The 22,456-nt window shown below is 67.1% G+C and carries 19 protein-coding genes; 12 read left to right on the forward strand and 7 right to left on the reverse strand.

Annotated elements, in window-relative coordinates; genetic code table 11:
- The first annotated feature begins 63 nt into the window (after window positions 1-63).
- The 3 genes from hscA to iscX all read left to right on the forward strand — a co-directional run bounded on the left by hscA (window position 64) and on the right by iscX (window position 2,682).
- Window positions 64-1,935: a Fe-S protein assembly chaperone HscA gene (hscA, locus tag BAC01S_RS03450; RefSeq protein ID WP_027793503.1), complete on the forward strand. Its 1,872-nt coding sequence runs from the start codon at window positions 64-66 to the stop codon at window positions 1,933-1,935.
- Between the two features lie 185 nt (window positions 1,936-2,120).
- Window positions 2,121-2,462 (forward strand): ISC system 2Fe-2S type ferredoxin, encoded by a 342-nt coding sequence (gene fdx / locus BAC01S_RS03455; RefSeq protein WP_027793504.1) that lies wholly within the window; start codon window positions 2,121-2,123, stop codon window positions 2,460-2,462.
- Window positions 2,463-2,484: 22 nt separating this feature from the next.
- Window positions 2,485-2,682 carry a Fe-S cluster assembly protein IscX gene (gene iscX / locus BAC01S_RS03460; protein ID WP_027793505.1) on the forward strand — a complete coding sequence of 66 codons (198 nt, stop codon included), beginning with the start codon at window positions 2,485-2,487 and terminating at the stop codon, window positions 2,680-2,682.
- Window positions 2,683-2,790: 108 nt separating this feature from the next.
- On the opposite strand, the gene BAC01S_RS03465 is transcribed toward iscX, so the two are convergent.
- The 5 genes from BAC01S_RS03465 to BAC01S_RS03485 form a co-directional block, all read right to left on the reverse strand.
- Window positions 2,791-3,516 (reverse strand): outer membrane lipoprotein, encoded by a 726-nt coding sequence (locus BAC01S_RS03465; protein ID WP_027793506.1) that lies wholly within the window; start codon window positions 3,514-3,516, stop codon window positions 2,791-2,793.
- 309 nt (window positions 3,517-3,825) lie between these two features.
- On the reverse strand, window positions 3,826-5,349 hold the full coding sequence (lysS, locus tag BAC01S_RS03470) for a lysine--tRNA ligase (protein ID WP_027793507.1): 1,524 nt from the start codon (window positions 5,347-5,349) through the stop codon (window positions 3,826-3,828).
- 86 nt (window positions 5,350-5,435) lie between these two features.
- Window positions 5,436-6,540, reverse strand: a protein-coding gene (gene prfB / locus BAC01S_RS03475) for a peptide chain release factor 2 (protein WP_156954293.1) whose coding sequence is annotated in 2 segments (ribosomal slippage) — window positions 5,436-6,458 and window positions 6,460-6,540 — 1,104 coding nt in all. Because the reading frame shifts where the segments join, the coding sequence is not laid out codon by codon here.
- Window positions 6,541-6,667: 127 nt separating this feature from the next.
- Complete coding sequence (gene recJ / locus BAC01S_RS03480; protein ID WP_027793509.1) at window positions 6,668-8,371, reverse strand: single-stranded-DNA-specific exonuclease RecJ; 1,704 nt, start codon at window positions 8,369-8,371, stop codon at window positions 6,668-6,670.
- A 24-nt stretch (window positions 8,372-8,395) separates the two neighbouring features.
- Window positions 8,396-9,532, reverse strand: a complete 1,137-nt coding sequence (locus BAC01S_RS03485; RefSeq protein ID WP_043201048.1) for a hypothetical protein — start codon at window positions 9,530-9,532, stop codon at window positions 8,396-8,398.
- A gap of 161 nt (window positions 9,533-9,693) precedes the next feature.
- On the opposite strand from BAC01S_RS03485, the gene BAC01S_RS03490 reads away from it, so the two are divergent.
- The 9 genes from BAC01S_RS03490 to ftsB all read left to right on the forward strand — a co-directional run bounded on the left by BAC01S_RS03490 (window position 9,694) and on the right by ftsB (window position 20,861).
- Window positions 9,694-10,947 carry a lipoprotein-releasing ABC transporter permease subunit gene (locus BAC01S_RS03490; RefSeq protein ID WP_027793511.1) on the forward strand — a complete coding sequence of 418 codons (1,254 nt, stop codon included), beginning with the start codon at window positions 9,694-9,696 and terminating at the stop codon, window positions 10,945-10,947.
- Window positions 10,940-11,671, forward strand: coding sequence for an ABC transporter ATP-binding protein (locus BAC01S_RS03495; protein ID WP_027793512.1), 732 nt, complete (start codon window positions 10,940-10,942; stop codon window positions 11,669-11,671). Before BAC01S_RS03490 ends, BAC01S_RS03495 begins: the two co-directional genes overlap by 8 nt.
- 7 nt (window positions 11,672-11,678) lie before the next feature.
- On the forward strand, window positions 11,679-12,467 hold the full coding sequence (locus BAC01S_RS03500) for a TatD family hydrolase (protein ID WP_027793513.1): 789 nt from the start codon (window positions 11,679-11,681) through the stop codon (window positions 12,465-12,467).
- A 120-nt stretch (window positions 12,468-12,587) separates the two neighbouring features.
- Window positions 12,588-15,245, forward strand: coding sequence for a ComEC/Rec2 family competence protein (locus BAC01S_RS30200; protein ID WP_043201051.1), 2,658 nt, complete (start codon window positions 12,588-12,590; stop codon window positions 15,243-15,245).
- Between the two features lie 78 nt (window positions 15,246-15,323).
- On the forward strand, window positions 15,324-16,127 hold the full coding sequence (locus tag BAC01S_RS03510) for an alpha/beta fold hydrolase (protein WP_027793514.1): 804 nt from the start codon (window positions 15,324-15,326) through the stop codon (window positions 16,125-16,127).
- 100 nt (window positions 16,128-16,227) lie between these two features.
- Window positions 16,228-17,889, forward strand: coding sequence for a CTP synthase (locus tag BAC01S_RS03515; protein ID WP_027793515.1), 1,662 nt, complete (start codon window positions 16,228-16,230; stop codon window positions 17,887-17,889).
- Window positions 17,886-18,740, forward strand: a complete 855-nt coding sequence (gene kdsA / locus BAC01S_RS03520) for a 3-deoxy-8-phosphooctulonate synthase (protein WP_027793516.1) — start codon at window positions 17,886-17,888, stop codon at window positions 18,738-18,740. Before BAC01S_RS03515 ends, kdsA begins: the two co-directional genes overlap by 4 nt.
- Window positions 18,741-19,041: 301 nt before the next feature.
- Entirely contained in the window at window positions 19,042-20,325 is a 1,284-nt protein-coding gene (eno, locus tag BAC01S_RS03525; protein ID WP_027793517.1) for a phosphopyruvate hydratase, read from the forward strand.
- 113 nt (window positions 20,326-20,438) lie between these two features.
- Window positions 20,439-20,861, forward strand: a complete 423-nt coding sequence (gene ftsB / locus BAC01S_RS03530) for a cell division protein FtsB (protein WP_027793518.1) — start codon at window positions 20,439-20,441, stop codon at window positions 20,859-20,861.
- Between the two features lie 46 nt (window positions 20,862-20,907).
- Here the strand turns inward: ftsB and BAC01S_RS03535 are convergent, their stop codons facing one another.
- Entirely contained in the window at window positions 20,908-21,270 is a 363-nt protein-coding gene (locus tag BAC01S_RS03535; protein ID WP_027793519.1) for a hypothetical protein, read from the reverse strand.
- A gap of 180 nt (window positions 21,271-21,450) precedes the next feature.
- Window positions 21,451-22,413, reverse strand: coding sequence for an Hsp33 family molecular chaperone HslO (gene hslO / locus BAC01S_RS03540; RefSeq protein WP_027793520.1), 963 nt, complete (start codon window positions 22,411-22,413; stop codon window positions 21,451-21,453).
- Window positions 22,414-22,456 lie beyond the last annotated feature (43 nt).

Genomic DNA, 22,456 nt, shown 5'->3' on the forward strand with positions numbered 1-22,456 from the left:
GGCAGGGCGCGAACCTGAACGATGACAGGACAGGGGCCGTCAAGGCCCGCACAAGACACATAGATGGCACTACTGCAAATCTCCGAACCCGGCATGGCGCCGGCGCCGCATCAGCGGCGGCTCGCGGTCGGCATCGACCTCGGCACGACGAACTCGCTGGTCGCCGCGGTGCGCAGCGGCGTGCCCGACGTGCTGCCCGACGAGGAAGGCCACGTGCTGCTGCCGTCCGTCGTGCGTTATCTCGCGAACGGCGGCCGCCGTATCGGCCGCACCGCGAAGGCCGAGGCGGCCACCGATCCGCGCAACACGATCGTTTCCGTCAAGCGCTTCATGGGTCGCGGCAAGACCGACGTGGAGGGCGCCGCGAACGCGCCCTACGAATTCGTCGAAGCGCCGGGCATGGTGCAGATCCGGACCGTGGACGGCGTGAAGAGCCCCGTCGAAGTTTCGGCCGAAATTCTCGCGACGCTGCGCCAGCGCGCCGAAGACACGCTCGGCGACGAACTCGTGGGCGCGGTCATCACGGTGCCCGCGTACTTCGACGAAGCGCAGCGCCAGGCGACCAAGGACGCGGCGCGTCTCGCGGGCCTGAACGTGCTGCGCCTCCTGAACGAGCCGACGGCGGCGGCGATTGCCTACGGCCTCGACAACGGCGCCGAAGGTCTGTACGCCGTGTACGACCTTGGCGGCGGCACGTTCGACCTGTCGATCCTCAAGCTCACGAAGGGCGTGTTCGAAGTGCTCGCGGCGGGCGGCGATTCGGCGCTCGGCGGCGACGATTTCGACCACGTGCTCTTCGACTACGCGCTCGCGCAAAGCGGCGTGGAGCGCGCAGCGCTCGCGCCTGAAGACGTGCGCCTGTTGCTGGACCACGCGCGCGAGGCGAAGGAAGCCCTGTCGTCGGCGCCCGAAGCACGCATCGACGTGACGCTGTCGAGCGGCAAAGTGATCGCGCTGACGATCGACGAAGCGTGTTTCGAAGCGCTGACGCAGGCGCTCGTGCAACGCACGCTCACGCCGACGAAGAAAGCCCTGCGCGACGCGAAGGTCACGCCGAAGGACGTGAAGGGCGTGGTGCTGGTGGGCGGCGCGACGCGCATGCCCGTGATCCGCCGGGCCGTCGAGCAGCATTTCGGCCAGCCGCCGCTCACCAACCTGGATCCGGACCAGGTGGTGGCGCTCGGCGCCGCGATCCAGGCCGACCTGCTCGCGGGCAACCGCGGCGGCGAAGACGACTGGCTGCTGCTCGACGTGATTCCGCTTTCGCTCGGCGTCGAGACGATGGGCGGCCTCGTCGAAAAGATCATCCCGCGCAACTCGACCATTCCGGTCGCGCGCGCGCAGGACTTCACGACGTTCAAGGACGGCCAGACGGCCATGGCGATCCACGTCGTCCAGGGCGAGCGCGAACTGGTCTCCGACTGCCGTTCGCTGGCCCGCTTCGAGCTGCGCGGCATTCCGCCGATGGCGGCCGGCGCGGCGCGCATTCGCGTGACTTACCAGGTGGACGCGGACGGCCTGCTCTCCGTGTTCGCGCGCGAGCAGCATTCGGGCGTGGAGGCGTCGGTCGTGGTGAAGCCGTCCTACGGTCTCGCCGACGACGAAATCGCGAAGATGCTCGAAGACAGCTTCAAGACCGCCGAGGTGGACATGCGCGCCCGCGCGCTGCGCGAGGCGCAGGTGGAGGCCGAGCGCATCCTTGAAGCGACCACGGCGGCGCTCGCTGCCGACGGCGAACTGCTCGACGCCGATGAACGCAAGGCGCTCGACGCGCTCATGGCCGCGCTGCGCAACGTCGCAACGGGCGACGACACCGATGTCATCGAAACGGCGACGAAAGCGCTCTCCGAAGGCACCGACGAGTTCGCCGCGCGCCGCATGGACAAGGGCATCAAGCGCGCGCTGTCCGGCAAGCGCCTCGACGAGATCGGCTGACGCGTCACGCGAAGAACCGCGATGGAAGCGCGGGATAGAAGCGGCGTGAGGACGATTCCCGCGCCGCGGCGCCTGCGTGCTTTCCCGATGCAGGAAACCGCGCGGCGCCAGTAGAATGGGCTCAGGCCGCCGTCGAGGACGGGGCGCTGCGCCCGATACGAATGTTATTGGATACGGAATTCACAATGCCTCAAATCGTGGTGCTGCCCCATGTCGAACTGTGCCCGGAGGGCGCGGTGATCGAAGCGAAGCCGGGCGAGAGCGTGTGCGACGCGCTGCTCGAACACGGCATCGAGATCGAGCACGCATGCGAGAAGTCGTGCGCGTGCACGACCTGTCACGTGATCGTGCGCGAAGGCTTCAATGCGCTCGAGCCGTCCGAGGAAGCCGAGGACGATCTGCTCGACAAGGCGTGGGGTCTGGAGCCGACCTCGCGGCTGTCCTGCCAGGCGCTCGTGCCGGAAGACGGCGACCTGGTGGTCGAGATTCCGCGGTACTCGATCAACCACGCGAAGGAAAACCACTAAGCCCAACGAGGAGCGTGCAGCCATGAAATGGACCGATGTGCAGGACATCGCGGTGGCACTGACGGACACTCACCCGGAGGTCGATCCGCAATACGTGCGCTTCACCGATCTGCATCGCTGGATCACGGAGCTCGAAGGCTTCGACGACGATCCCGAGCGTTCGAGCGAGAAGATCCTGGAGGCGATCCAGGCGGCGTGGATCGAGGACGCCGACTACTGAGCCCTTCGATCGGCTCATGTTTTGCATGACGTAAAAAGGCGATTCGCCCCGAAGGGCGAATCGCCTTTTTGTTTGTGTTTGCCTTGCCTGCGGTGTCAGACCGCAGCGTTAGCCCGCGACGAGCGTGCCGTTCTCCACGCGCACGCGCTCGCCTTGCTGGAACGGCGGCGCGTCGTGGTACGTGAAGTAGCGCGTCTTGCCGTTTTCCATGTGCACGCGCACCGAGTAGCTCGTCGTGCTGCGAATGTGCTTTTCGACCGAGTTGCCGGCGAAGCCGCCGCCGACCGCGCCCAGCACCGTCATGGCGGCGCGCCCGGTGCCGGCGCCGAACTGGTTGCCGATCAGGCCGCCGGCCACCGCGCCGCCCACGGCGCCGATGCCCGTGCCGTGGCCTTCATGCTTGACGGCGGAAATGGCTTCGACCGTGCCGCACGATTCGCACGGGGCTTGGGCGGGGGGCGCCTCCTGTGCATCTTGCTGCGCCTGCTGGCCATACTGCGGGGGCGGGGCGGCCGCGGCGCCCGGAGCAGGCTGCGCGGCCGGCGGCGGCTGCACGGGCGCGACCGCGGGCGCGTTGTTCTGTGCCACCTGTGCGCCTTGCGGGGGCGCTGCCGGCAGGGTGGAGTCGACAACCGGCTGCGAGGCCATCATGGCCGTCGTGGCCGTTTGGCCGGTCTGCGACTGCGCATTCTGTTCGGCGGTGCTGGAAGCCTTCGGGAATACGCCGGTGATGGCCGCCGTGGCCGCGAGACTCGCGACGATGACGGCCGCTGCCGCCGTGGCGATCAGAGGGTGAAGGCGTTTGCGTGAGGTGTTCGGGTCAGTCTGGTTCATGACAGGCTCCGTCTTTTAGCAGAGTTGGTTTTTGTAAGACATAGTCTGAGCCAGAACGATTCCCGGCGGGTTTCAATTTGTAACCCAAGCTGAGCGGCCTGCGTCATCCAACGGATGCATACGGGCGGCAGAGTTCGGCAAGGCGCTTCTGCACGCGTTGCGAAAGGTATGGCCGCGGTAGACCCATGTTCCGACCCCGGCAGCTTTTACCGATAGTTACAAACCAGGCGGTAAAAAAGCAAAGGGGCGCATGCGGCGTGAACCGCGTGCGCCCCTCGAACTTTCCGGCCGGCGCGGGCGGGGCGAGGATCAGTCCTCGCGGCGCAGGTGCGGGAACAGGATCACGTCGCGAATGCTCGGGCTGTCGGTCAGCAGCATCACGAGACGGTCGATGCCGATGCCGCAGCCGCCCGTCGGGGGCATGCCGTATTCGAGCGCGCGGATATAGTCGGCGTCGTAGAACATCGCTTCCTCGTCGCCGGCGTCCTTTTGCTCGACCTGTTTCTTGAAGCGCGCGGCCTGGTCTTCCGGATCGTTGAGCTCGGAGAAACCGTTGGCGATCTCGCGGCCCGTGATGAAGAGTTCGAAGCGCTCCGTGATGCCCGGCTGCGTGTCCGAGGCGCGCGCAAGCGGCGACACTTCGACCGGATAGTCGATGATGTAGGTCGGCTCCCACAGCTGCGATTCGGCCGTTTCTTCAAAGAGCGCGAGTTGCAGCGCGCCCACGCCGGCGTTCAGGAACGCGGGCTGGTTCGCGTCCACGCCGAACTTTTTCAGTTCGGTGCGCAGGAAGGCGGCGTCAGCGAGTTGCGCGTTGGTGTACTGCGGCGCGTACTTCTGGATCGCTTGCGTGATCGTGAGGCGGTGGAACGGCTTCGACAGATCCAGCTCGCGGCCCTGGTAGGTCAGCACGGCGCTGCCTTGCGCGTCGATGGCGGCCTGACGGATCAGCGCCTCGGTGAAGTCCATGAGCCACGTGTAGTCGGTGAACGCGGCGTAGAACTCCATCATCGTGAACTCCGGATTGTGGCGCGGCGAGACGCCCTCGTTACGGAAGTTCCGGTTGATCTCGAACACGCGCTCGAAGCCGCCCACGATCAGGCGCTTCAGATACAGCTCCGGCGCGATGCGCAGGAACATCTGCATGTCGAGCGCGTTGTGGTGCGTGACGAAGGGCTTGGCCGCCGCGCCGCCGGGAATCGGGTGCAGCATCGGCGTTTCGACTTCCATGAAGCCGGCGTCGGCCATGAAACGGCGCACCGACGAGATCGCCTTCGTGCGCGACACGAAGGTGTTGCGCGCCTCGGGCGTGGCGATCAGGTCGACGTAGCGCTGGCGGTAGCGCATTTCCTGGTCGGCAAGGCCGTGGAACTTGTCCGGCAGCGGGCGCAGCGCCTTCGAGAGCAGGCGCAGTTCCGTGCAGCGCACCGAGAGCTCGCCCTTGTTCGTGCGGAACAGCACGCCGCGCGCGGCCACGATGTCGCCCAGGTCCCACTTCTTGAACGCTTCGTAGGTTGTCTCGCCCACGTCGGCGGGCGTGATGAAGAACTGGATCTGGCCCGAGCCGTCGCGCACCGTCGCAAAGCTCGCCTTGCCCATCACGCGCTTGAGCATCATGCGGCCCGCGATCGACACTTCAAGCGCCTCAGCTTCCAGGGCGTCCTTGTCGGTGTCGGCGTGGTCGCGCTGCAGGTCGGCGGCGTGGTGGGTGGGACGGAAGTCGTTCGGGTAGGCGACGCCCGCTTCGCGCAGCGCGCGCAGCTTTTCGCGGCGCTCGGCGATGATCTGATTGTCGTCCGGTTCGGGCGCGGACGGCTGGGTCGGTTCGGTCATGTTGGCTCGGGTTCGGTGATGCAGATTCGATGGTCCGCGCGGGGCGCGATGCGCGCCGCCGCGCCCGGAGGAGCGGCCTCAGCAGCTTAGATGCCCTGTTTCAGGCTCGCGCTGATGAACTCGTCGAGGTCGCCGTCGAGCACGGCCTTGGTGTTGCTGATTTCGACGTTGGTGCGCAGATCCTTGATACGGCTGTTGTCGAGCACGTAGGAGCGGATCTGGTGGCCCCAGCCCACATCCGACTTGCCCGCTTCGAGCTTGTCCTGCTCCGACTGACGCTTGCGCATTTCGGCTTCGTACAGGCGCGATTTCAGCATGGCCATGGCTTCGGCGCGGTTGCGGTGCTGCGAGCGGTCGTTCTGGCACTGCACGACGATGCCCGACGGCATGTGCGTGATACGCACGGCGGAGTCGGTCTTGTTGATGTGCTGACCGCCCGCGCCCGAGGCGCGGTACGTGTCGATGCGCAGGTCGGCCGGATTGACCTCGATCTCGAACGAATCGTCGATCTCCGGATACACGAACACCGACGAGAACGACGTATGGCGTCCGCCCGACGAGTCGAACGGCGACTTGCGCACGAGGCGGTGAATGCCGGTTTCGGTGCGCAGGAAACCGTAGGCGTACTCGCCCTCGACCTTGATCGTCGCGCTCTTGATGCCGGCCACGTCGCCTTCCGACTCTTCGAGCACTTCGGTCTTGAAGCCCTTGCGCTCGCAGTAGCGCACGTACTGGCGCAGCAGCATCGAGGCCCAGTCGCAGGCCTCGGTGCCGCCGGCGCCGGCCTGGATGTCGATGAACGCGTTGTTGGGGTCGGCCGGGTTCGAGAACATGCGGCGGAACTCGACGTCGGCGACGCGCGCCTCGATCGCGGCGGCGTCGGCTTCGCAGGAGACGAGCGTGTCGTCGTCGCTTTCCTCGCGCGCCATGTCGAAGAGATCCTGGGTGTCGCGCACGTCGTTCTCTATGCCTTCGAGCACGTGTACCACGCCTTCAAGCAGCTTCTTTTCCTTGCCGAGTTCCTGGGCGTGCTTCGCGTCGTTCCAGACGTTCGGGTCTTCGAGCTCGCGGTTGACTTCGATCAGTCGCGTGGACTTGGCATCGTAGTCAAAGATACCCCCGTAGCTCGCCTGCGCGCGTGCGCAGGTCCGCCAGAGAGGCTTCGATCGCGTTGAGACGTTCCGCTTCCATTTGTGTCGTGATCCGGGGCGTAAAACCTTGAATTATAGCCGATTGGGCCTGCATCAAGGGCGTGGCGGCCCCGTCGCCGCCACGCTTGCGGACCCCGGTTGTCCGAGGGTTGTCTCCCGACGGCGCCTCAGTCGGCCGCGTGCTCCACCACGAGCTGCACGCGCGAAACGCCGTTCCAGGTGTCGCGCACGAGCCGGTAGGCGACGGTGGTGCGCTGCGGCAGCGGGTCGGTGTGATTGAACCAGATCGCATTGAAGCGCTGACGGCCGCGCAGGAGCTGCAGTTTCAGGTGCTTGTCCTTCACGAGCGCCTGCGAGGCCACTTCGAATTCGCCCGCGAACACCGGGGCCGGAAAGCCCTGGCCCCAGACGGCCGCGTCGAGCATTTCGACGAAAGCGGGCGTGAAGTAGGCGTCTTCGAGGTCGCCGTCGGTTTCCACGGTGCGCGCGAGCGCTTCCGCCGAAAGCCATTCGCGGCCCACGCGCTCGAAGGCGTCGGCAAAACGCGGCACGTCCGCGGCGGCGAGCGTGAGACCGGCCGCCATCGCGTGGCCGCCGAACTTGTGGATGATGCCCGCCTCGCGCTTCGAAATCAGGTCGACGGCGTCGCGCAGATGGAACCCGGGGATCGAGCGGCCCGAGCCCTTCACGAGTTCGCCGCCTTCGTCGGCGGGCGCGAACGTGAACGAGGGGCGGTGGAACTTCTCCTTCAGCCGTCCGGCCACGATGCCGATCACGCCCTGATGCCAGCCCGGATTGAACAGCGTGAGCGTGGCCTTGCCTTCCGGGTCGATGTCGGCGAGATCGGCGAGCGCCTGCTGCTGCATGCCGGCCTCGATCTCGCGCCGTTCGCGGTTCATCGTGTCGAGCTGCTGCGCGAGCGCCCAGGCGCGGCCCACGTCGTCGGTGGTCAGGCACTCGATGCCGAGCGACATGTCGGAGAGACGGCCAGCCGCGTTCAGCCGCGGGCCGAGCGCGAAGCCGAGATCGAAGCCCGACGCGCTGCGCGCTTCGCGGCCCGCCGCGCGAAAGAGCGCCGCGATGCCGGGCTGCATGCGGCCGTTGCGGATGCGCTGCAGGCCTTGCGCCACCAGCACGCGGTTGTTGCAGTCGAGCTTCACGACGTCCGCCACGGTGCCGAGCGCGACGAGGTCGAGCAGGCCGTCCAGACGCGGCTCGGGCCGGCCGTCCCCGAACGCGCCGCGGCGGCGCAGCTCCGCGCGCAGCGCGAGCAGCACATAGAACATGACGCCCACGCCCGCGATGCACTTGCTCTCGAACGCACAGTCCGCCTGGTTCGGGTTCACGATTGCGCGGGCGGCGGGGAGGCTGTCGCCGGGCAGGTGGTGGTCGGTGACGAGCACGTCGATGCCGAGTGCGTTCGCGGCTTCCACGCCGTCCACGCTGGCGATGCCGTTATCGACCGTGATCAGCAGGTCCGGCTTGCCGCCGGGGCGCTGCGCGGCCAGCGCGACGATCTCGGGCGTGAGCCCGTAGCCGTATTCGAAGCGGTTCGGCACGAGATAGTCGATCTGCGCGCCGAGCATGCGCAGCCCGCGCACGGCGACCGCGCAGGCGGTGGCGCCGTCGCAGTCGTAATCGGCGACCACGAGCATGCGGCGGTTCGCTTCGAGCGCGTCGGCGAGGAGCATCGCGGCGGCGTCGAGACCTTTCATCGCGGGCGGCAGCAGGCGCGCGAGGCCGGTCTCGATTTCGTCGGGCTGGCAGACGCCGCGCGACGCATAGAGGCGCGCGAGCACCGGATGCAGGCCGTGGCGGACGAGGGCTTCGGCGTCGGCGGGAGAGGAGGCGCGGGTGACGATTCGGGTCATGCGGGACGGCTTGTGTCGTTGGGGTTATTCGATGAAGAGCGACGCGAAGGCGCGGCGCCGCCAGAACTTGCGCAGGTCGCCGCGCGTGATCGAGAGATCGACCGAGCCCGTGTCGCCGCATAGCGTGAGGCCGAGCGCGCCCAGTTGGCCGGCTTCGAGCGCGGCGAGCGCGGGCGCGAGCCAGTCGCGCTCGAGTGCGGCGAACGCGGCGTTCCAGCGGCCCCAGTCCTGCTGGATGAACGGGGCGGAAAACGGGTCGAGCTCGACTAGCGTGGCGGCGGATTCGTTGTTCGGCGCGGCCGGCGGCTCCGATCCGCCTTGCGAGGCCCATGCGGCGAACGAGGCAGGCACGGCGCCCACCGCGACGCCCGCCGCCATGGCGACGCCGCGCGTGGCGGCCGCGTCCGAGCGCACGCGCGCGAACGGGCTCCGCACGGGGCGCAGCGTGCCCTGTGCGTGCAACCAGATCGAATTCACCGCGGGCAGGCCGCGGGCTTCGCGGGCTTCGTTGACGGGATGCTCGAACCAGGCCATCTGCACTTCGTTCTGCACCTTCATCCAGGCGCGCGAACGCTGGCCCGAGCCCGCCTCGTGCGGCAACCAGATCTCGATGTTGCGGCCGCTCGCTCGCAGCGGCGAGGCCGCGGCGAGCGTGCCGAAGGCGTCGCCCGAGAAATACCAGCGCGTGGGGGTGGGCGCCTCGACGCGCACGCCCAGCTCCTCGATGAGCGGCTTGGCGGCGGCATAGAGCGTGGCGGCGTCGGCGTCGTCGAGTTCGAGCGAGGCGGGGTCGATCAGCACCAGATGGTCGTGCGCGATGCGCACGTGCACGGGCTGCACGCAAGCCCAGGCGGCGTCGCCGGGCGCGCCACCGTCGGCCAGCAGCATATAGGGGGCGAGCGGGGCTTCGTCGTCGGGCGTCGGCCGGGCACCGTTCGCCCCTGAGCCGGCCGTACCCGCGGCCACGCCAAAGCGCCTCGCGACCCAGCGTTCGTGCGGCAGCGTGCGCTGGAAATCCTCGCCGATCACGGCCTCGCCCGCGCTCGCGCGCGCAACGAGCTTGTCGAGCGCCGGGGTGGCGAGACCGGCCAGCGCCGTCGAGGCCGCCGCGGCCGACGGCAGCGCGAACGGGATGAGCAGATGGAGTCGGTCGGCGGGCATGATGGGCCGAATTGTACTTCGCGGCCTCACCCCGCGGGCCGCCAGTGTGGCAAACTTCGCGCTTGATTCGAGCTTGATCGCCGCCGCGATACCGACCTGTTGCCGGATAACAGGGGCTTCCAGGACGGCGGTCGGCATAAGGCACGCAGACAAGGACACGCTTGAAACTTCCCTACGAATGGCAGATAGGCTGGCGCTACACGCGCGCCGGCAAGCGCACGACCGGCAACGGCTTCATCTCGTTCATCGCGCTCGTTTCGATGTCGGGCATCGCGCTCGGCGTCGCGGCGCTGATCGTCGTGCTCTCGGTGATGAACGGGTTTCAGCGCGACGTACGCGATCGCATGCTTTCCGTGCTGGCGCACATCGAGATTTTCTCGCCCACGGGTTCGATGCCCGACTGGCAGCTCACGGCCAAAGAGGCGAAAACCAACCGCGAGGTGATCGGCGCCGCGCCGTATGTCGACGCCCAGGCGCTGCTCACGCGCGGTGACAGCCTGAGCGGCGTCGCGCTGCGCGGCGTCGAGCCTTCCGAAGAACCGCAGGTCTCCGATATCGACAAGGAGATGAGGGCGGGCAGCCTCAACGACCTGACGCCCGGCAGCTGGAACATCGTGCTGGGCGCCGATCTCGCGTCGAGCCTTGGCGTGCAGGTAGGCGACAAGGTCACGCTCGTCGCGCCCGAGGGCTCGATCACGCCCGCGGGCATGCTGCCGCGCCTGAAGCAGTTCACCGTGGCGGGCGTGTTCGAATCGGGGCACTACGAATACGACAGCACGCTCGCGCTCGTCAACATCCGCGACGCCGAAATCCTCTACCGGCTGCCGGCGCCAAGCGGCGTAAGGCTGCGCCTGAAGGACATGCAGCTCGCGCCGGCCGTGGCGCGCCAGCTCGTGCATACGCTCTCGGGCGACCTCTATATCCGCGACTGGACGCAGCAGAACAAGACCTGGTTCTCCGCCGTGCAGATCGAAAAGCGCATGATGTTCATCATTCTCACGCTCATCATTGCCGTCGCGGCGTTCAATCTCGTTTCCTCGCTCGTGATGACCGTCACCAACAAGCAGGCCGACATCGCCATCCTGCGGACGCTGGGCGCCCAACCCGGCTCGATCATGAAGATCTTTTTCGTGCAGGGCGTGACGATCGGCTTCGTCGGCACCGGGCTTGGCGTGGCGCTGGGCTGTTTGATCGCCTGGAGCATTCCGTGGACCGTGCCGGCCATCGAGCATGTGCTCGGCGTACAGTTCCTGCCGCCGTCCGTTTATTTCATCAGCGAGCTGCCTTCGGAACTCGTCGCCTCCGACGTGATCCGCATCGGCTTGATTGCGTTCGTGCTGTCCGCGCTCGCGACGCTCTATCCGAGCTGGCGCGCGGCCAAGGTTCGCCCGGCGGAGGCGCTGCGCTATGAATGACCGTCAATCGCTGCTCGCCGCCGCAGGCGACTATCCCTACGTGCTCGAAGCGCACGGCGTCTCCAAGACGTTCGGCCAGGGCGGCCTCCAGGTCGAGGTGCTGCGCTACACCGAACTGAAGGTGCGGCGCGGCGAGAAGCTCGCGATCGTGGGCGCTTCGGGCTCCGGCAAGAGCACGCTGCTGCATGTGCTGGGCGGTCTCGACGAGCCCGGCGCGGGCAAGGTCTCGGTGCTCGGCAAGCCGTTCACCGAGCTTTCCGAGCGCGAGCGCAACGACCTGCGCAACCGCGCGCTCGGCTTCGTCTATCAGTTCCATCATCTGCTGCCGGAGTTCACGGCGCTCGACAACGTCGCGATGCCGCTGCGCATCCGCCGCCTGCCGCAGGACGCGGCGCGTCACGAGGCGCTCGCGATGCTGGACCGCGTGGGGCTCGCGCATCGCGCGAGGCATCGTCCGGGCGAGCTCTCGGGCGGCGAGCGCCAACGCGTGGCAATCGCGCGCGCGCTCGTGACGAAGCCCGCGTGCGTGCTTGCCGACGAGCCGACCGGCAACCTCGACGGCAGCACCGCCGACACGGTGTTCAACCTGATGCTCGAACTGTCCGACTCGTTCGATACGAGCTTCGTGATCGTCACGCACGATACCGACCTCGCGGCGCGCTGCGACCGCATCGTCCGGCTGCGCGACGGCATTCTGCACGAGGAGCCGGTCGTTCCGGTGTGAGCGCGCCATGTGGACCGATACGCACTGTCATCTCGACGCCGCCGAATTCGACGCGGACCGCGATGCGGTCGTCTCGGCGGCGCGTTCGGCGGGCGTCTCCCGCATCGTCATTCCGGCGGTGGCGCGCGAGAACTTCGCGACGGTGCGAGCGCTCGCGCATCGTGTGGAAGGCGCTGTGTACGCGCTCGGCATCCATCCGCTCTACACCCCTCAAGCTCGCGACGACGACCTCGATGCGCTGCGTCGCGAGATCGAGGCGAGTTTTGCCGATCCGCGCTTCATCGGCATCGGCGAGATCGGGCTCGACTACTTCGTTCCGGGACCCGACGACGCGCGCCAGCAGCACTTCTACGACGCCCAGCTGAAGCTCGCGCGCGAATTCGATCTGCCGGCGATCTGCCACGTGCGCAAGTCGCAGGATCAGGTGCTCAAGGGCCTGCGCCGCAACGGCGTGCATCGCGGCATCGCGCATGCGTTCAACGGCAGCTTCCAGCAGGCCCGCGCCTTCATCGACCACGGGATGCATCTGGGCTTTGGCGGCAACGTGACCTTCGAACGCGCGCTGCAGATCCGGCGGCTCGCGGAGCAGTTGCCGCTGGAGGCGATCGTCATGGAAACCGATGCGCCCGATATCGCTCCCGCCTGGCTCTACCGCGAGCGCAACACGCCGGACCAGGTGCCGCGCATCGGCGCGGTACTGGCAGGCTTGCGGGGCCTCGCTCCCGAGGAACTCGCCCTTGGCACAACGGCTAACGCTGCGGCGGCGCTGCCGCGGCTCGCGCTTTCGTCTGCATAATCGGTTCGAAGGCGGCGCGATGACAGCCTGCTGCGTGGGAGGCCTGCGCGGCCTGCGTTTGCGTCTCGCGTAATTTGCACCTCTTGCTCCATCGCGCCGCCTCGAATGCCGGGAGGGCCGATGCGGGCGGTATGGGGCGGATTCGCGCTGGGTGTGTTCGGGTTGCAGCAGCAGGCAGCGCTGCCGGGGTGGGGCGGCTGGCTCGCGCTTGTCGTTGCAGCGGCGGGCGCGGCGGGCTGGGCCATGTGGGCGCTCGCAGGCGCGCACGAAGACGACGGCGAGTCGGCGAATCCATCTGGCGACGAAGCACGGCGGTCTGCCCGACTGGCCGATGCTGAAGGCCGATTGCGCCAATGGCTTCGCAGCCCGCGACGCGCGAGCGGCTGGCTGGCCGTATGGCTGGCGGCGGCCTGCGCGGGCTTCGGCTACGCCGCGTGGCGCGCGGAACTGCGACTGGCCGAAGCCTTGCCTCACACCTGGCAGTCGCGCGATATCGAAGTCACCGGCTATATCGCGGGCTTGCCGGTTTATGCGCCGGACAGTGCGCGCTTTCCCTTCGTGGTTCAGACCTGGCATGCGCCGGCGACGAGCGGCCGACTGCCGGGCAGGATCCAGCTGACGTGGGCGGCCCGCGATGCGCCGCTTCCGGCGCTCGAACCCGGCGCGCGCTGGCGCCTCACGGTACGTCTGAAGCGCCCTCACGGCGAAGGCAATTTCGGCTTGCGCAATGCGGCGGAGGCCATGCTGGAGCGCGGCATTCGCGCAACGGGCTACGTCAGCGACGTCGCGCACGCGAGGCGTCTGCCCGACGATGAGCACGGCATCGGGCTCGCTGTCGAGCGCTGGCGTGCGGCGCTGCGCGGGCGTATCGATACGGTGCTTGCCGACGCGCCGCATCGCGGCATCATCGTCGCGCTCGCAACCGGCGCGCAGGACGCGGTCAGCGATGCCGACTGGCGTTTGATGCGCGGCACCGGCACGAGTCACCTGGTCGCTATTTCCGGTCTGCATCTTGCCTTTGTCGCCGGGCTGGCCGGCTGGCTGGCGGGCGCGCTCTGGCGGCGCGCCCGCTGGCGAGGCGTGGAGGCTCCGCTCGTCGTGCCCGCGCAGAAAATTGCGGTGGCCGGCGCTTTGTGCGCGGCCGTCGTCCACGCCGCGCTGGCGGGGTTCAACGTGCCGGTGCAGCGCGCGCTCTGGATGCTGGCTGTGGCCGCCGCGGCGCTGCTCTCCGGCCGCAACGTGGCGAGATCGCAGGTGCTGGCGTGGGCATTGGGGCTCGTGCTGGTGCGCGATCCGTGGGCGGTGACGGCTGCGGGCTTCTGGCTCTCGTTCAGCGCCGTCGCGGCGATACTCTTTGCGGCGTCGGGCGTGCCGAGGGTGCGCGGCCCGGGGCCACTCGGCGATCAGGCCGGAACGCCCGATCCGATGAGCGAGGCGGCCCGCACGAGCGTGCCGGACGCGAAGAAAGCGCGGCGCCCGTGGAGCGCCGCGCGCCGCTTCGGGGCGAAGCTGGCGGACGGCGCGCGCGTTCAATGGGCGGTGACGATTGCGCTCGCGCCGCTCACGGCGTACTGGTTCGCGCAGATTCCGCTGATCGGGCCGTTCGCCAACGCTCTGGCCATTCCGTTCGTGAGCATGCTTGTTACGCCCACCGTGCTCATGAGCGTGGCGTTGCCCGCACCGCTCGACGCCTGGGCGCTGCACCTCGCGCATGCCATGCTCGATGAGCTTGCCGCCATGCTCGCGTGGTTTGCCGACGTTCCCTGGGCCATGCTGCGCCTGCCGCAGCCGAATGCCTGGGCATTGGCCTGCGCAACGCTGGGCGTGGCATGGTGCCTCGCGCCGCGCGGCTGGCCGCTGCGCTGGATCGCGCCTTTCATGTGGCTGCCGCTCCTCGCTCCCGCGCCCACGGGCCCGCCCGCTGGCACGTTTCGCCTGACCGCGCTCGATATCGGACAGGGCAACTCGGTGCTCGTGGAAACGTCGCGGCACACGCTGCTCTTCGATACCGGACCGGGACCGGAATCGACCCACGCCGGGGAGCGCATCGTCGCCCCGTATCTGCTGGCGCACGGCGTACTGCGTCTGGATACCCTCATGGTGAGCCACGACGACTCGGATCACTCGGGCGGTGCCCAGGCGGTGCTCGACGAGATCGGCGTGGGCGAGTTCGTCGCAGGCATCCTGCCGCGGCATCGCCTCTGGGCCAGCGCTCGCCGGGCCGGTGCGCTGCCTGTCCAATGTGCCGCGGGCCAGCGCTGGCGTTGGGACGGCGTCGATTTCGAGGTGCTCTGGCCCGACGCCGGGCCGCTCGTCGGCAAGCCGAACGCGCATTGCTGCGTGCTGCGCATCTCGGCGGCGGGGCAGGGCGCGACCACCGCCGCGCTGCTTGCCGCCGACATCGAGGCGCCGGTCGAACGCACGCTCGTCGGCCGCGCGCGTACCGACGGCGGGAGGCGCGTCGCGCTGCGCGCAGACGTGCTGCTCGTGCCGCACCACGGCAGCCGCACCTCATCAACTGAACCGTTCCTCGATTCTGTCGCGCCGCGCATCGCCATATTTCAGGTAGGCTACTTGAATCGCTTTCACCACCCGAATCCGGGCGTGTTCGCGCGTTACCTGGCCCGCCATATCGTACTCACGCGCAGCGACGCGGATGGCGCGGTGCGCATCGAGGCGAGCCCTGGCGCGCTGACCGTCGAGCGTTATGGCGATACGCAGCGCCGCTACTGGATGGACGCTTCGGACGATGCTCCGGACAACGCATCGGACCAGTGAAGCGGCTCGGGCTCGCGCTCGCGTCGAAGCCGGAGCGGCCGAAAGAAGACCTGGATACGAAGAGGAGACAAGAACACTTTGAAGAACGTCATCCACTTTTCGCACGCGAACGGCTTTCCCGCCTCGACCTACCGGACGCTTTTCGCCGAACTCGGTGACAGCTACGAACTGCGCTATATCGAGCGCATCGGTCACGACGCGCGCTTTCCGGTCACGCGCGACTGGCCGCATCTTGTCGACCAGTTGCTGGAGGACATCGGCGGCCGCTACGAACATCCCGTGTGGCTGGTCGGCCATTCGCTCGGCGGCTATCTTTCGCTGATGGCGGCGCTGAGGAAGCCGCAATGGGTGCGCGGGGTCGTGATGCTCGATTCGCCGGTGATCGCGGGCTGGCGCAGCGGCATGCTGAGAATGTCGCAGTGGACGGGGCTCGACGAACACCTCTCGCCCGCGGCCGCGACACGCACGCGCCGCACCTCATGGGCGAATCGCGACGAAGCCTGGCGGCACTTCCATGCGAAGCCTGCCTTTGCGCGCTGGGACGAACGCGTGCTCTCCGATTATGTCGACTTCGGGATTCCTCAGACTTCGGCCGACGGCACGCGCACACTCGCCTTCGACCGCCGTACCGAGTATCTGATCTACCGCACGCTGCCGCATACGTTCGGCACGCGCCTCGTGCACGGCTCGCCGGTGCCGGTCAGCTTCATTGCGGGCACGCAGTCGAAAGAGGTTCGCCAGGTGGGGCTCACGGCGACGCGGCACCTGGCCGGCGAGCGGTTCGAATGGATCGAAGGCAGCCATCTCTATCCGATGGAGCGGCCCATCGAAACGGCGCGCGCGATCCAGCGCCTGCTGCACTCGATGGACGGTGTTGGCTGAGGAAGGGGCAGGGCCGCTGCCGGCATACAAGTGCACGCGCAAAAAGCAGGGTTAGCCCTTGCTTTACGGTATAATCCGTTTTTCCCGCGAGCATCCAGCGATGACCAAATATGTTTTCGTCACCGGCGGCGTAGTTTCGTCCCTAGGCAAGGGTATTGCCGCCGCCTCCCTCGCCGCGATCCTCGAATCGCGCGGTCTGAAAGTCACCCTCCTCAAGCTCGATCCCTACATCAACGTCGACCCCGGCACGATGAGCCCGTTTCAGCACGGTGAAGTGTTCGTGACGGAAGACGGAGCGGAAACCGATCTCGACCTCGGCCACTATGAGCGCTTCATCAGCACGAAGATGCGCAAGGCCAACAACTTCACCACGGGCCAGATCTACGAATCGGTGATCCGCAAGGAACGCCGCGGCGACTATCTGGGCAAGACCGTGCAGGTCATCCCGCACATCACGAACGAAATCCAGGCCTTCATCGAACGCGGCGCCGCATCGGCCACGTGCGGCGAGCCCGATGTGGCGATCGTCGAAGTGGGCGGCACGGTGGGCGACATCGAATCGCTGCCGTTCCTCGAAGCCGCGCGCCAGATGAGCCTGCGCCTCGGCCGCAACAGCGCATGCTTCGTGCACCTCACGCTCGTGCCGTTCATCGCCACGGCGGGCGAACTGAAGACCAAGCCCACGCAGCACAGCGTGCAGAAGCTGCGCGAAATCGGTATCTATCCGAACGTGCTGCTGTGCCGCGCCGACCGGCCGATTCCCGACGACGAGCGCTCGAAGATCTCGATGTTCTCCAACGTGCCCGAAGACGCCGTGATCTCGGTGTGGGACGCGGACAGCATCTACAAGATCCCGCAGATGCTGCACGACCAGGGCCTCGACTCGATCGTCTGCGACGAGCTCAAGCTCAGCGCCAAGCCGGCCGACCTCTCGATCTGGTCGGAAATGGTCGAGAAGCTCGAACATCCGAAGCACGAAGTCACGATCGGCATGGTCGGCAAGTACGTCGATCTGACCGAGTCGTACAAGTCGCTCATCGAGGCGCTGCGCCACGCGTCGATCAAGACCTCGACGAAGGTGAACATCGAGTACATCGACTCGGAGGAGATCGACGCGCAAGGCGTGGACAGCCTCAGGCATCTCGACGCGATTCTCGTGCCGGGCGGCTTCGGCCGTCGCGGCACCGAAGGCAAGATCAAGGCCATTCAGTACGCCCGCGAAGCGAAGGTGCCGTACCTCGGCATCTGCCTCGGCATGCAGCTCGCCGTCATCGAATTCGCGCGCGACGTGGTGGGCCTGAAGCACGCGAACAGCACCGAATTCGATCCGGACACGCCGGACCGCGTGGTCGCGCTCATCACCGAATGGGCCGACCGTGAAGGCAAGGTCGAAAAGCGCGACGAAGACTCGGACCTCGGCGGCACGATGCGCCTGGGTTCGCAGCGCTGCCCCATCAAGCCCGGCACGATGGCGGCGGAGATCTATGGCAAGGACGTGAACGAGCGTCACCGTCACCGTTATGAAGTCAATAACGGCTACGTGCCCAGGCTCGAGGCGGGCGGCCTTATCATCAGCGCCCGTACCCCGACCGAAGACCTGCCGGAAATGATGGAACTGCCGCGCGACATGCACCCGTGGTTCGTCGGCGTTCAGTTCCACCCGGAATTCACGTCCACGCCGCGTGACGGCCATCCGCTCTTCAAGGCGTATGTCGAAGCGGCACTCGCGCATCAGCTCTCGCGCGCCGAGGAGAAAGCATGAACCTGTGCGGTTTCGAGGTTGGCCTTGACAAGCCGTTCTTCCTGATTGCGGGCACCTGTGTCGTCGAATCGGAGCAGATGACGATCGACGTCGCCGGCCGCCTGAAGGAAATCACCGCGAAGCTCGGCATCCCGTTCATCTACAAGTCGTCCTACGACAAGGCCAATCGTTCGAGCGGCAAGTCGTTTCGCGGCCTCGGGATGGACGAGGGCCTGCGCATCCTTTCCGAAGTGAAGCGCCAGCTCGGCCTGCCGGTGCTGACCGACGTGCACACGGAAGATGAGATCGGGGCCGTGGCCTCGGTCGTGGATGTTCTGCAGACGCCCGCGTTCCTGTGCCGTCAGACCGACTTCATCCACGCGTGCGCGCGCTCGGGCAAGCCGGTCAACATCAAGAAGGGCCAGTTCCTCGCGCCGCACGACATGAAGAACGTGATCGACAAGGCGCGCGACGCGGCGCGTGAAGCGGGTCTCTCCGAAGACCGCTTCATGGCCTGCGAGCGCGGCGTCTCGTTCGGTTACAACAACCTCGTTTCGGACATGCGCTCGCTTGCGATCATGCGCGAGACCGGCGCGCCGGTCGTGTTCGACGCGACCCACTCGGTGCAATTGCCGGGCGGGCAGGGCACGAGCTCGGGCGGCCAGCGCGAATTCGTGCCGGTGCTCGCGCGCGCGGCGGTGGCCACGGGCATTGCGGGCGTATTCATGGAGACGCACCCGAAGCCCGCCGAGGCGAAGTCCGACGGTCCGAACGCCGTGCCGCTGAACCGCATGGCGGACCTGCTCGAAACGCTCGTGACGCTGGACCGGGCGGTCAAGCGCGCGCCGTTCCTCGAGAACGACTTCAACTGATCGAATGTGCGCGCCGCCGCGGTTACATAACCGGTTGCACGAGCGGCGCGATGGAGGAGTCACGCGGCGGCCGGCACGACATGTGTGCTGGCGCGCCGCGTAGTATGCAAGGCAGCGTGGCGGTGCCGCGGTTGCGCGAAGAGCGCGAGCGGGGCGCTGCGGAAAATTGAAACCGACGAGCGCGCCGCCTGTCCCAGATGACGATGTACCCCGAACGAGCGGAGAGGCGTCACGTTCGGGTGGAAGCAGGCGGCGCGAGCGTTATTGTCGGCAAGAGTTACTGTCATTTCCTGAGGAAACCATGAGTGCAATCGTAGATATCATCGGTCGCGAGATTCTGGATTCGCGCGGCAATCCCACCGTCGAATGCGACGTGCTGCTCGAGTCGGGCACGATGGGCCGCGCGGCAGTGCCGTCGGGCGCATCCACGGGCTCGCGTGAAGCGATCGAACTGCGCGACGGCGAAGCCGGCCGCTACAACGGCAAGGGCGTGCTGAAGGCCGTCGAGCACATCAACACCGAAATCTCTGAGGCGATCATGGGCCTCGACGCGTCGGAACAGGCCTTCCTCGACAAGACCCTGCTCGAACTCGACGGCACCGACAACAAGTCGCGCCTCGGCGCGAACGCCATGCTGGCCGTTTCGATGGCCGTCGCGAAGGCCGCCGCTGAAGAGGCCGGCCTGCCGCTGTACCGCTACTTCGGCGGTTCGGGCGCGATGCAGCTGCCGGTGCCGATGATGAACATCGTCAACGGCGGCGCGCACGCGAACAACAGCCTCGACATTCAGGAATTCATGATCGTGCCGGTGAGCCAGCCGACCTTCCGCGAAGCGCTGCGTTGCGGCGCGGAAGTGTTCCACGCGCTCAAGAAGATTCTCTCGGATCGCGGCATGAGCACGGCCGTGGGCGACGAAGGCGGCTTCGCACCGAACTTCGGCAGCAACGACGAATGCCTCTCGACCATCCTGCAGGCCATCGAGAAGGCCGGCTACCGTGCCGGCGAAGACGTGCTGCTCGCGCTCGACTGTGCGGCAAGCGAGTTCTACCACGACGGCAAGTACCAGCTCGCGGGCGAAGGCCTGCAGCTCTCGTCGGCCGAATTCGCCGACTACCTCGCGGCGCTCGCGGACAAATTCCCGATCGTCTCGATCGAAGACGGCATGCACGAGTCCGACTGGGCCGGCTGGAAGATCCTGACCGACAAGCTCGGCAAGAAGGTCCAGCTCGTGGGCGACGATCTCTTCGTCACCAACACGCGCATCCTGAAGGAAGGCATCGAGAAGGGCATCGCCAACTCGATCCTCATCAAGATCAACCAGATCGGCACGCTGACGGAAACCTTCGCGGCAATCGAAATGGCCAAGCGCGCCGGCTACACGGCCGTGATCTCGCACCGCTCGGGCGAAACCGAAGACTCGACGATCGCGGACATCGCCGTGGGCCTGAACGCCGGCCAGATCAAGACCGGTTCGCTCTCGCGCAGCGACCGCATCTCGAAGTACAACCAGCTGCTGCGCATCGAGGAAGATCTCGGCGATATCGCCAGCTACCCGGGCAAGTCGGCGTTCTACAATCTGCGTTGATTTTGCGTTGATCTGTAGCGGACGTCGGCAAGCGCCTTGCTGACCCTCTTCGATTCCGTTCTCCGCCGCCCTGCGTATAGCGCAGGGCGGCGTGTATTTATCCGGCACCTTTCATGCGGCTCGTCACTGTCGTTTTGATCATCCTGCTGGCGCTGATCCAGTATCCGCTCTGGTGGGGCCACGGCGGCTGGCTGCGCGTGCACGAACTGCAGGGGCAGCTTGCCCGTCAACTGAAGCAGAACGACGACGAGAAAGCGCGCAACGACCGTGTTGCCGGCGAGGTGCAGGATCTGCAGAACGGCACCGCGGCTGTCGAGGAACGCGCCCGCTATGAGATGGGCATGGTGAAGGACGGCGAGGTGTTCGTGCAGTTCGTCTCGCCGAACCAGCCGCTGCCGACACCGGCCGGCTCGTCGAATACGTCGACACGTGGCGTGATGTCGGACGCGCCCGTGAAGGTCGTGCCGAATCCCGTGTCGCGCGTGCCCGACAAGAAACACGCGCACGTGAAGGAAGCGAAGAAGAAGGCAGGTTGAGTGCGCGGTGAATAACCGGATTAAGCGGATTAAGCGGACTAGCCGGTCACCAGCCCCAACCCCAGCCGGGGTAGCCCACGCCGACCCCCGTACCCCAGCCGTGACCCCAGCCGCCGCCGTAATAGCTGCCGTAGAACGTGACGGGCGGTGCGTAGTAGCGCGACCAGGCCTCGGCTGCCGCTTCGGTTGCCATGGCGCGGTCCTGATCGGCCATCACCTGGCGGTCGATCGCGTCGTAGCGTGCGCGCTCTTCAGGCGTAAGCGGCTCGGCGCTCGCCGGAATGCCGGACTGGTCCGCGGGCAGGCGGCTGTAGATCGGCGAGGGTCCGCGCGGGTCCAGCGTACAGCCGCTCGTGAGTACGACGCCTGCGCCGAGCACGGCCAGCGTCGCGACTACCACAAGGCGCATGGTCGTAGTGTGTGACCCGTTCGTGGAGCCTTGTTTTTTCTTCATGCCTTTCTCCAATCTGTCGGACGCCTAAGTAACTGCCGCTGCCAGGCGGGGTCCGGGATGCTGCTTGTCCTCATTCTCGCATCGGGCGCCGCCGCATGCGCGGCGGCGTGCGCGTCACCGCGACGTGAACCGCGCTCAATGACGCCGGTCCGCCGCCGGAGCGACACCTTCTGAGAGCCCCGGCGCCGCGAAAAGTTGCGCCACATCCACGGGGTCGAACTCATAACGCTGGTTGCAGTAGTCGCAATGGATCTCGACATGCCCGCGTTCCTCCAGCACGCCTTCCACTTCCTCGTGGCCCAGCATCTTCAGCATCGAGCCCACCTTTTCGCGCGAGCAGGTACACTGGAAGCGCGTCTGCGCGGGTTCGAAATGACGCACGTTCTCCTGCCAGAAGAGGCGGCGGAACAAGGTTTGCGGCTCCTGCTCCAGCAGTTCTTCGCGCGACAACGTCCCGCCCAGCGTGCAGACGCGCTCCCACGTGTCGGCGTCGTGTTCCCCCGCGTGCGGCACGATGCCGCCGTCGCCGGGCAGCTTCTGCAGCAGCATGCCCACGGCGCGATCGTCGTTGGCCGCAAGCCACAGCCGCGTGTCGAGCTGCTCCGAGTGGCGCATGTAATGCTCCAGCACCTCGGCGATCGAGGGGAGCGGCCCGTTTTCGCCGTTCAGCGGCACGATGCCCTGGTACGGCTGCTGGCCCGGCTGCTTGCTGGCAGGGTCGAGCGTGATCACGCAGCGGCCCTTGCCGCTCAGGTTGATGAGGGCGGCCAGCGTCATGTCGGCCGGGAGGGCAGTTGCTTCCTCGGCCGAAAGACCGTCGGCGAGACGCGCCGTCGCGCGCATCGAAAGATCCGAGCCGCACTGCACGACCAGCATCCGCACGGGGCCGTCGCCGAAGATCTGCATGATCAGCGTGCCGTCGAACTTGAGGTTGGCGGAAAGCAGGGCGCACGCGGCCATCATCTCCCCCAGCACGGTCTGCACCGGCGCGGGATATTGACGGCGCGTCAGCACCTCTTGCCACGTGCTGCGCAGGGAGACGATCTCACCGCGCACCGGAGCGGCGCTGAACAAGAATTTCTGCAACTGGTCGTTCACTATCTTTTCCTTCGTTTCGAATCGTGTGGCGCAGCCGGGTCCG

It is taken from the genome of Paraburkholderia acidipaludis NBRC 101816, from assembly GCF_000684975.1.
GTDB classification, from domain to species: domain Bacteria; phylum Pseudomonadota; class Gammaproteobacteria; order Burkholderiales; family Burkholderiaceae; genus Paraburkholderia; species Paraburkholderia acidipaludis.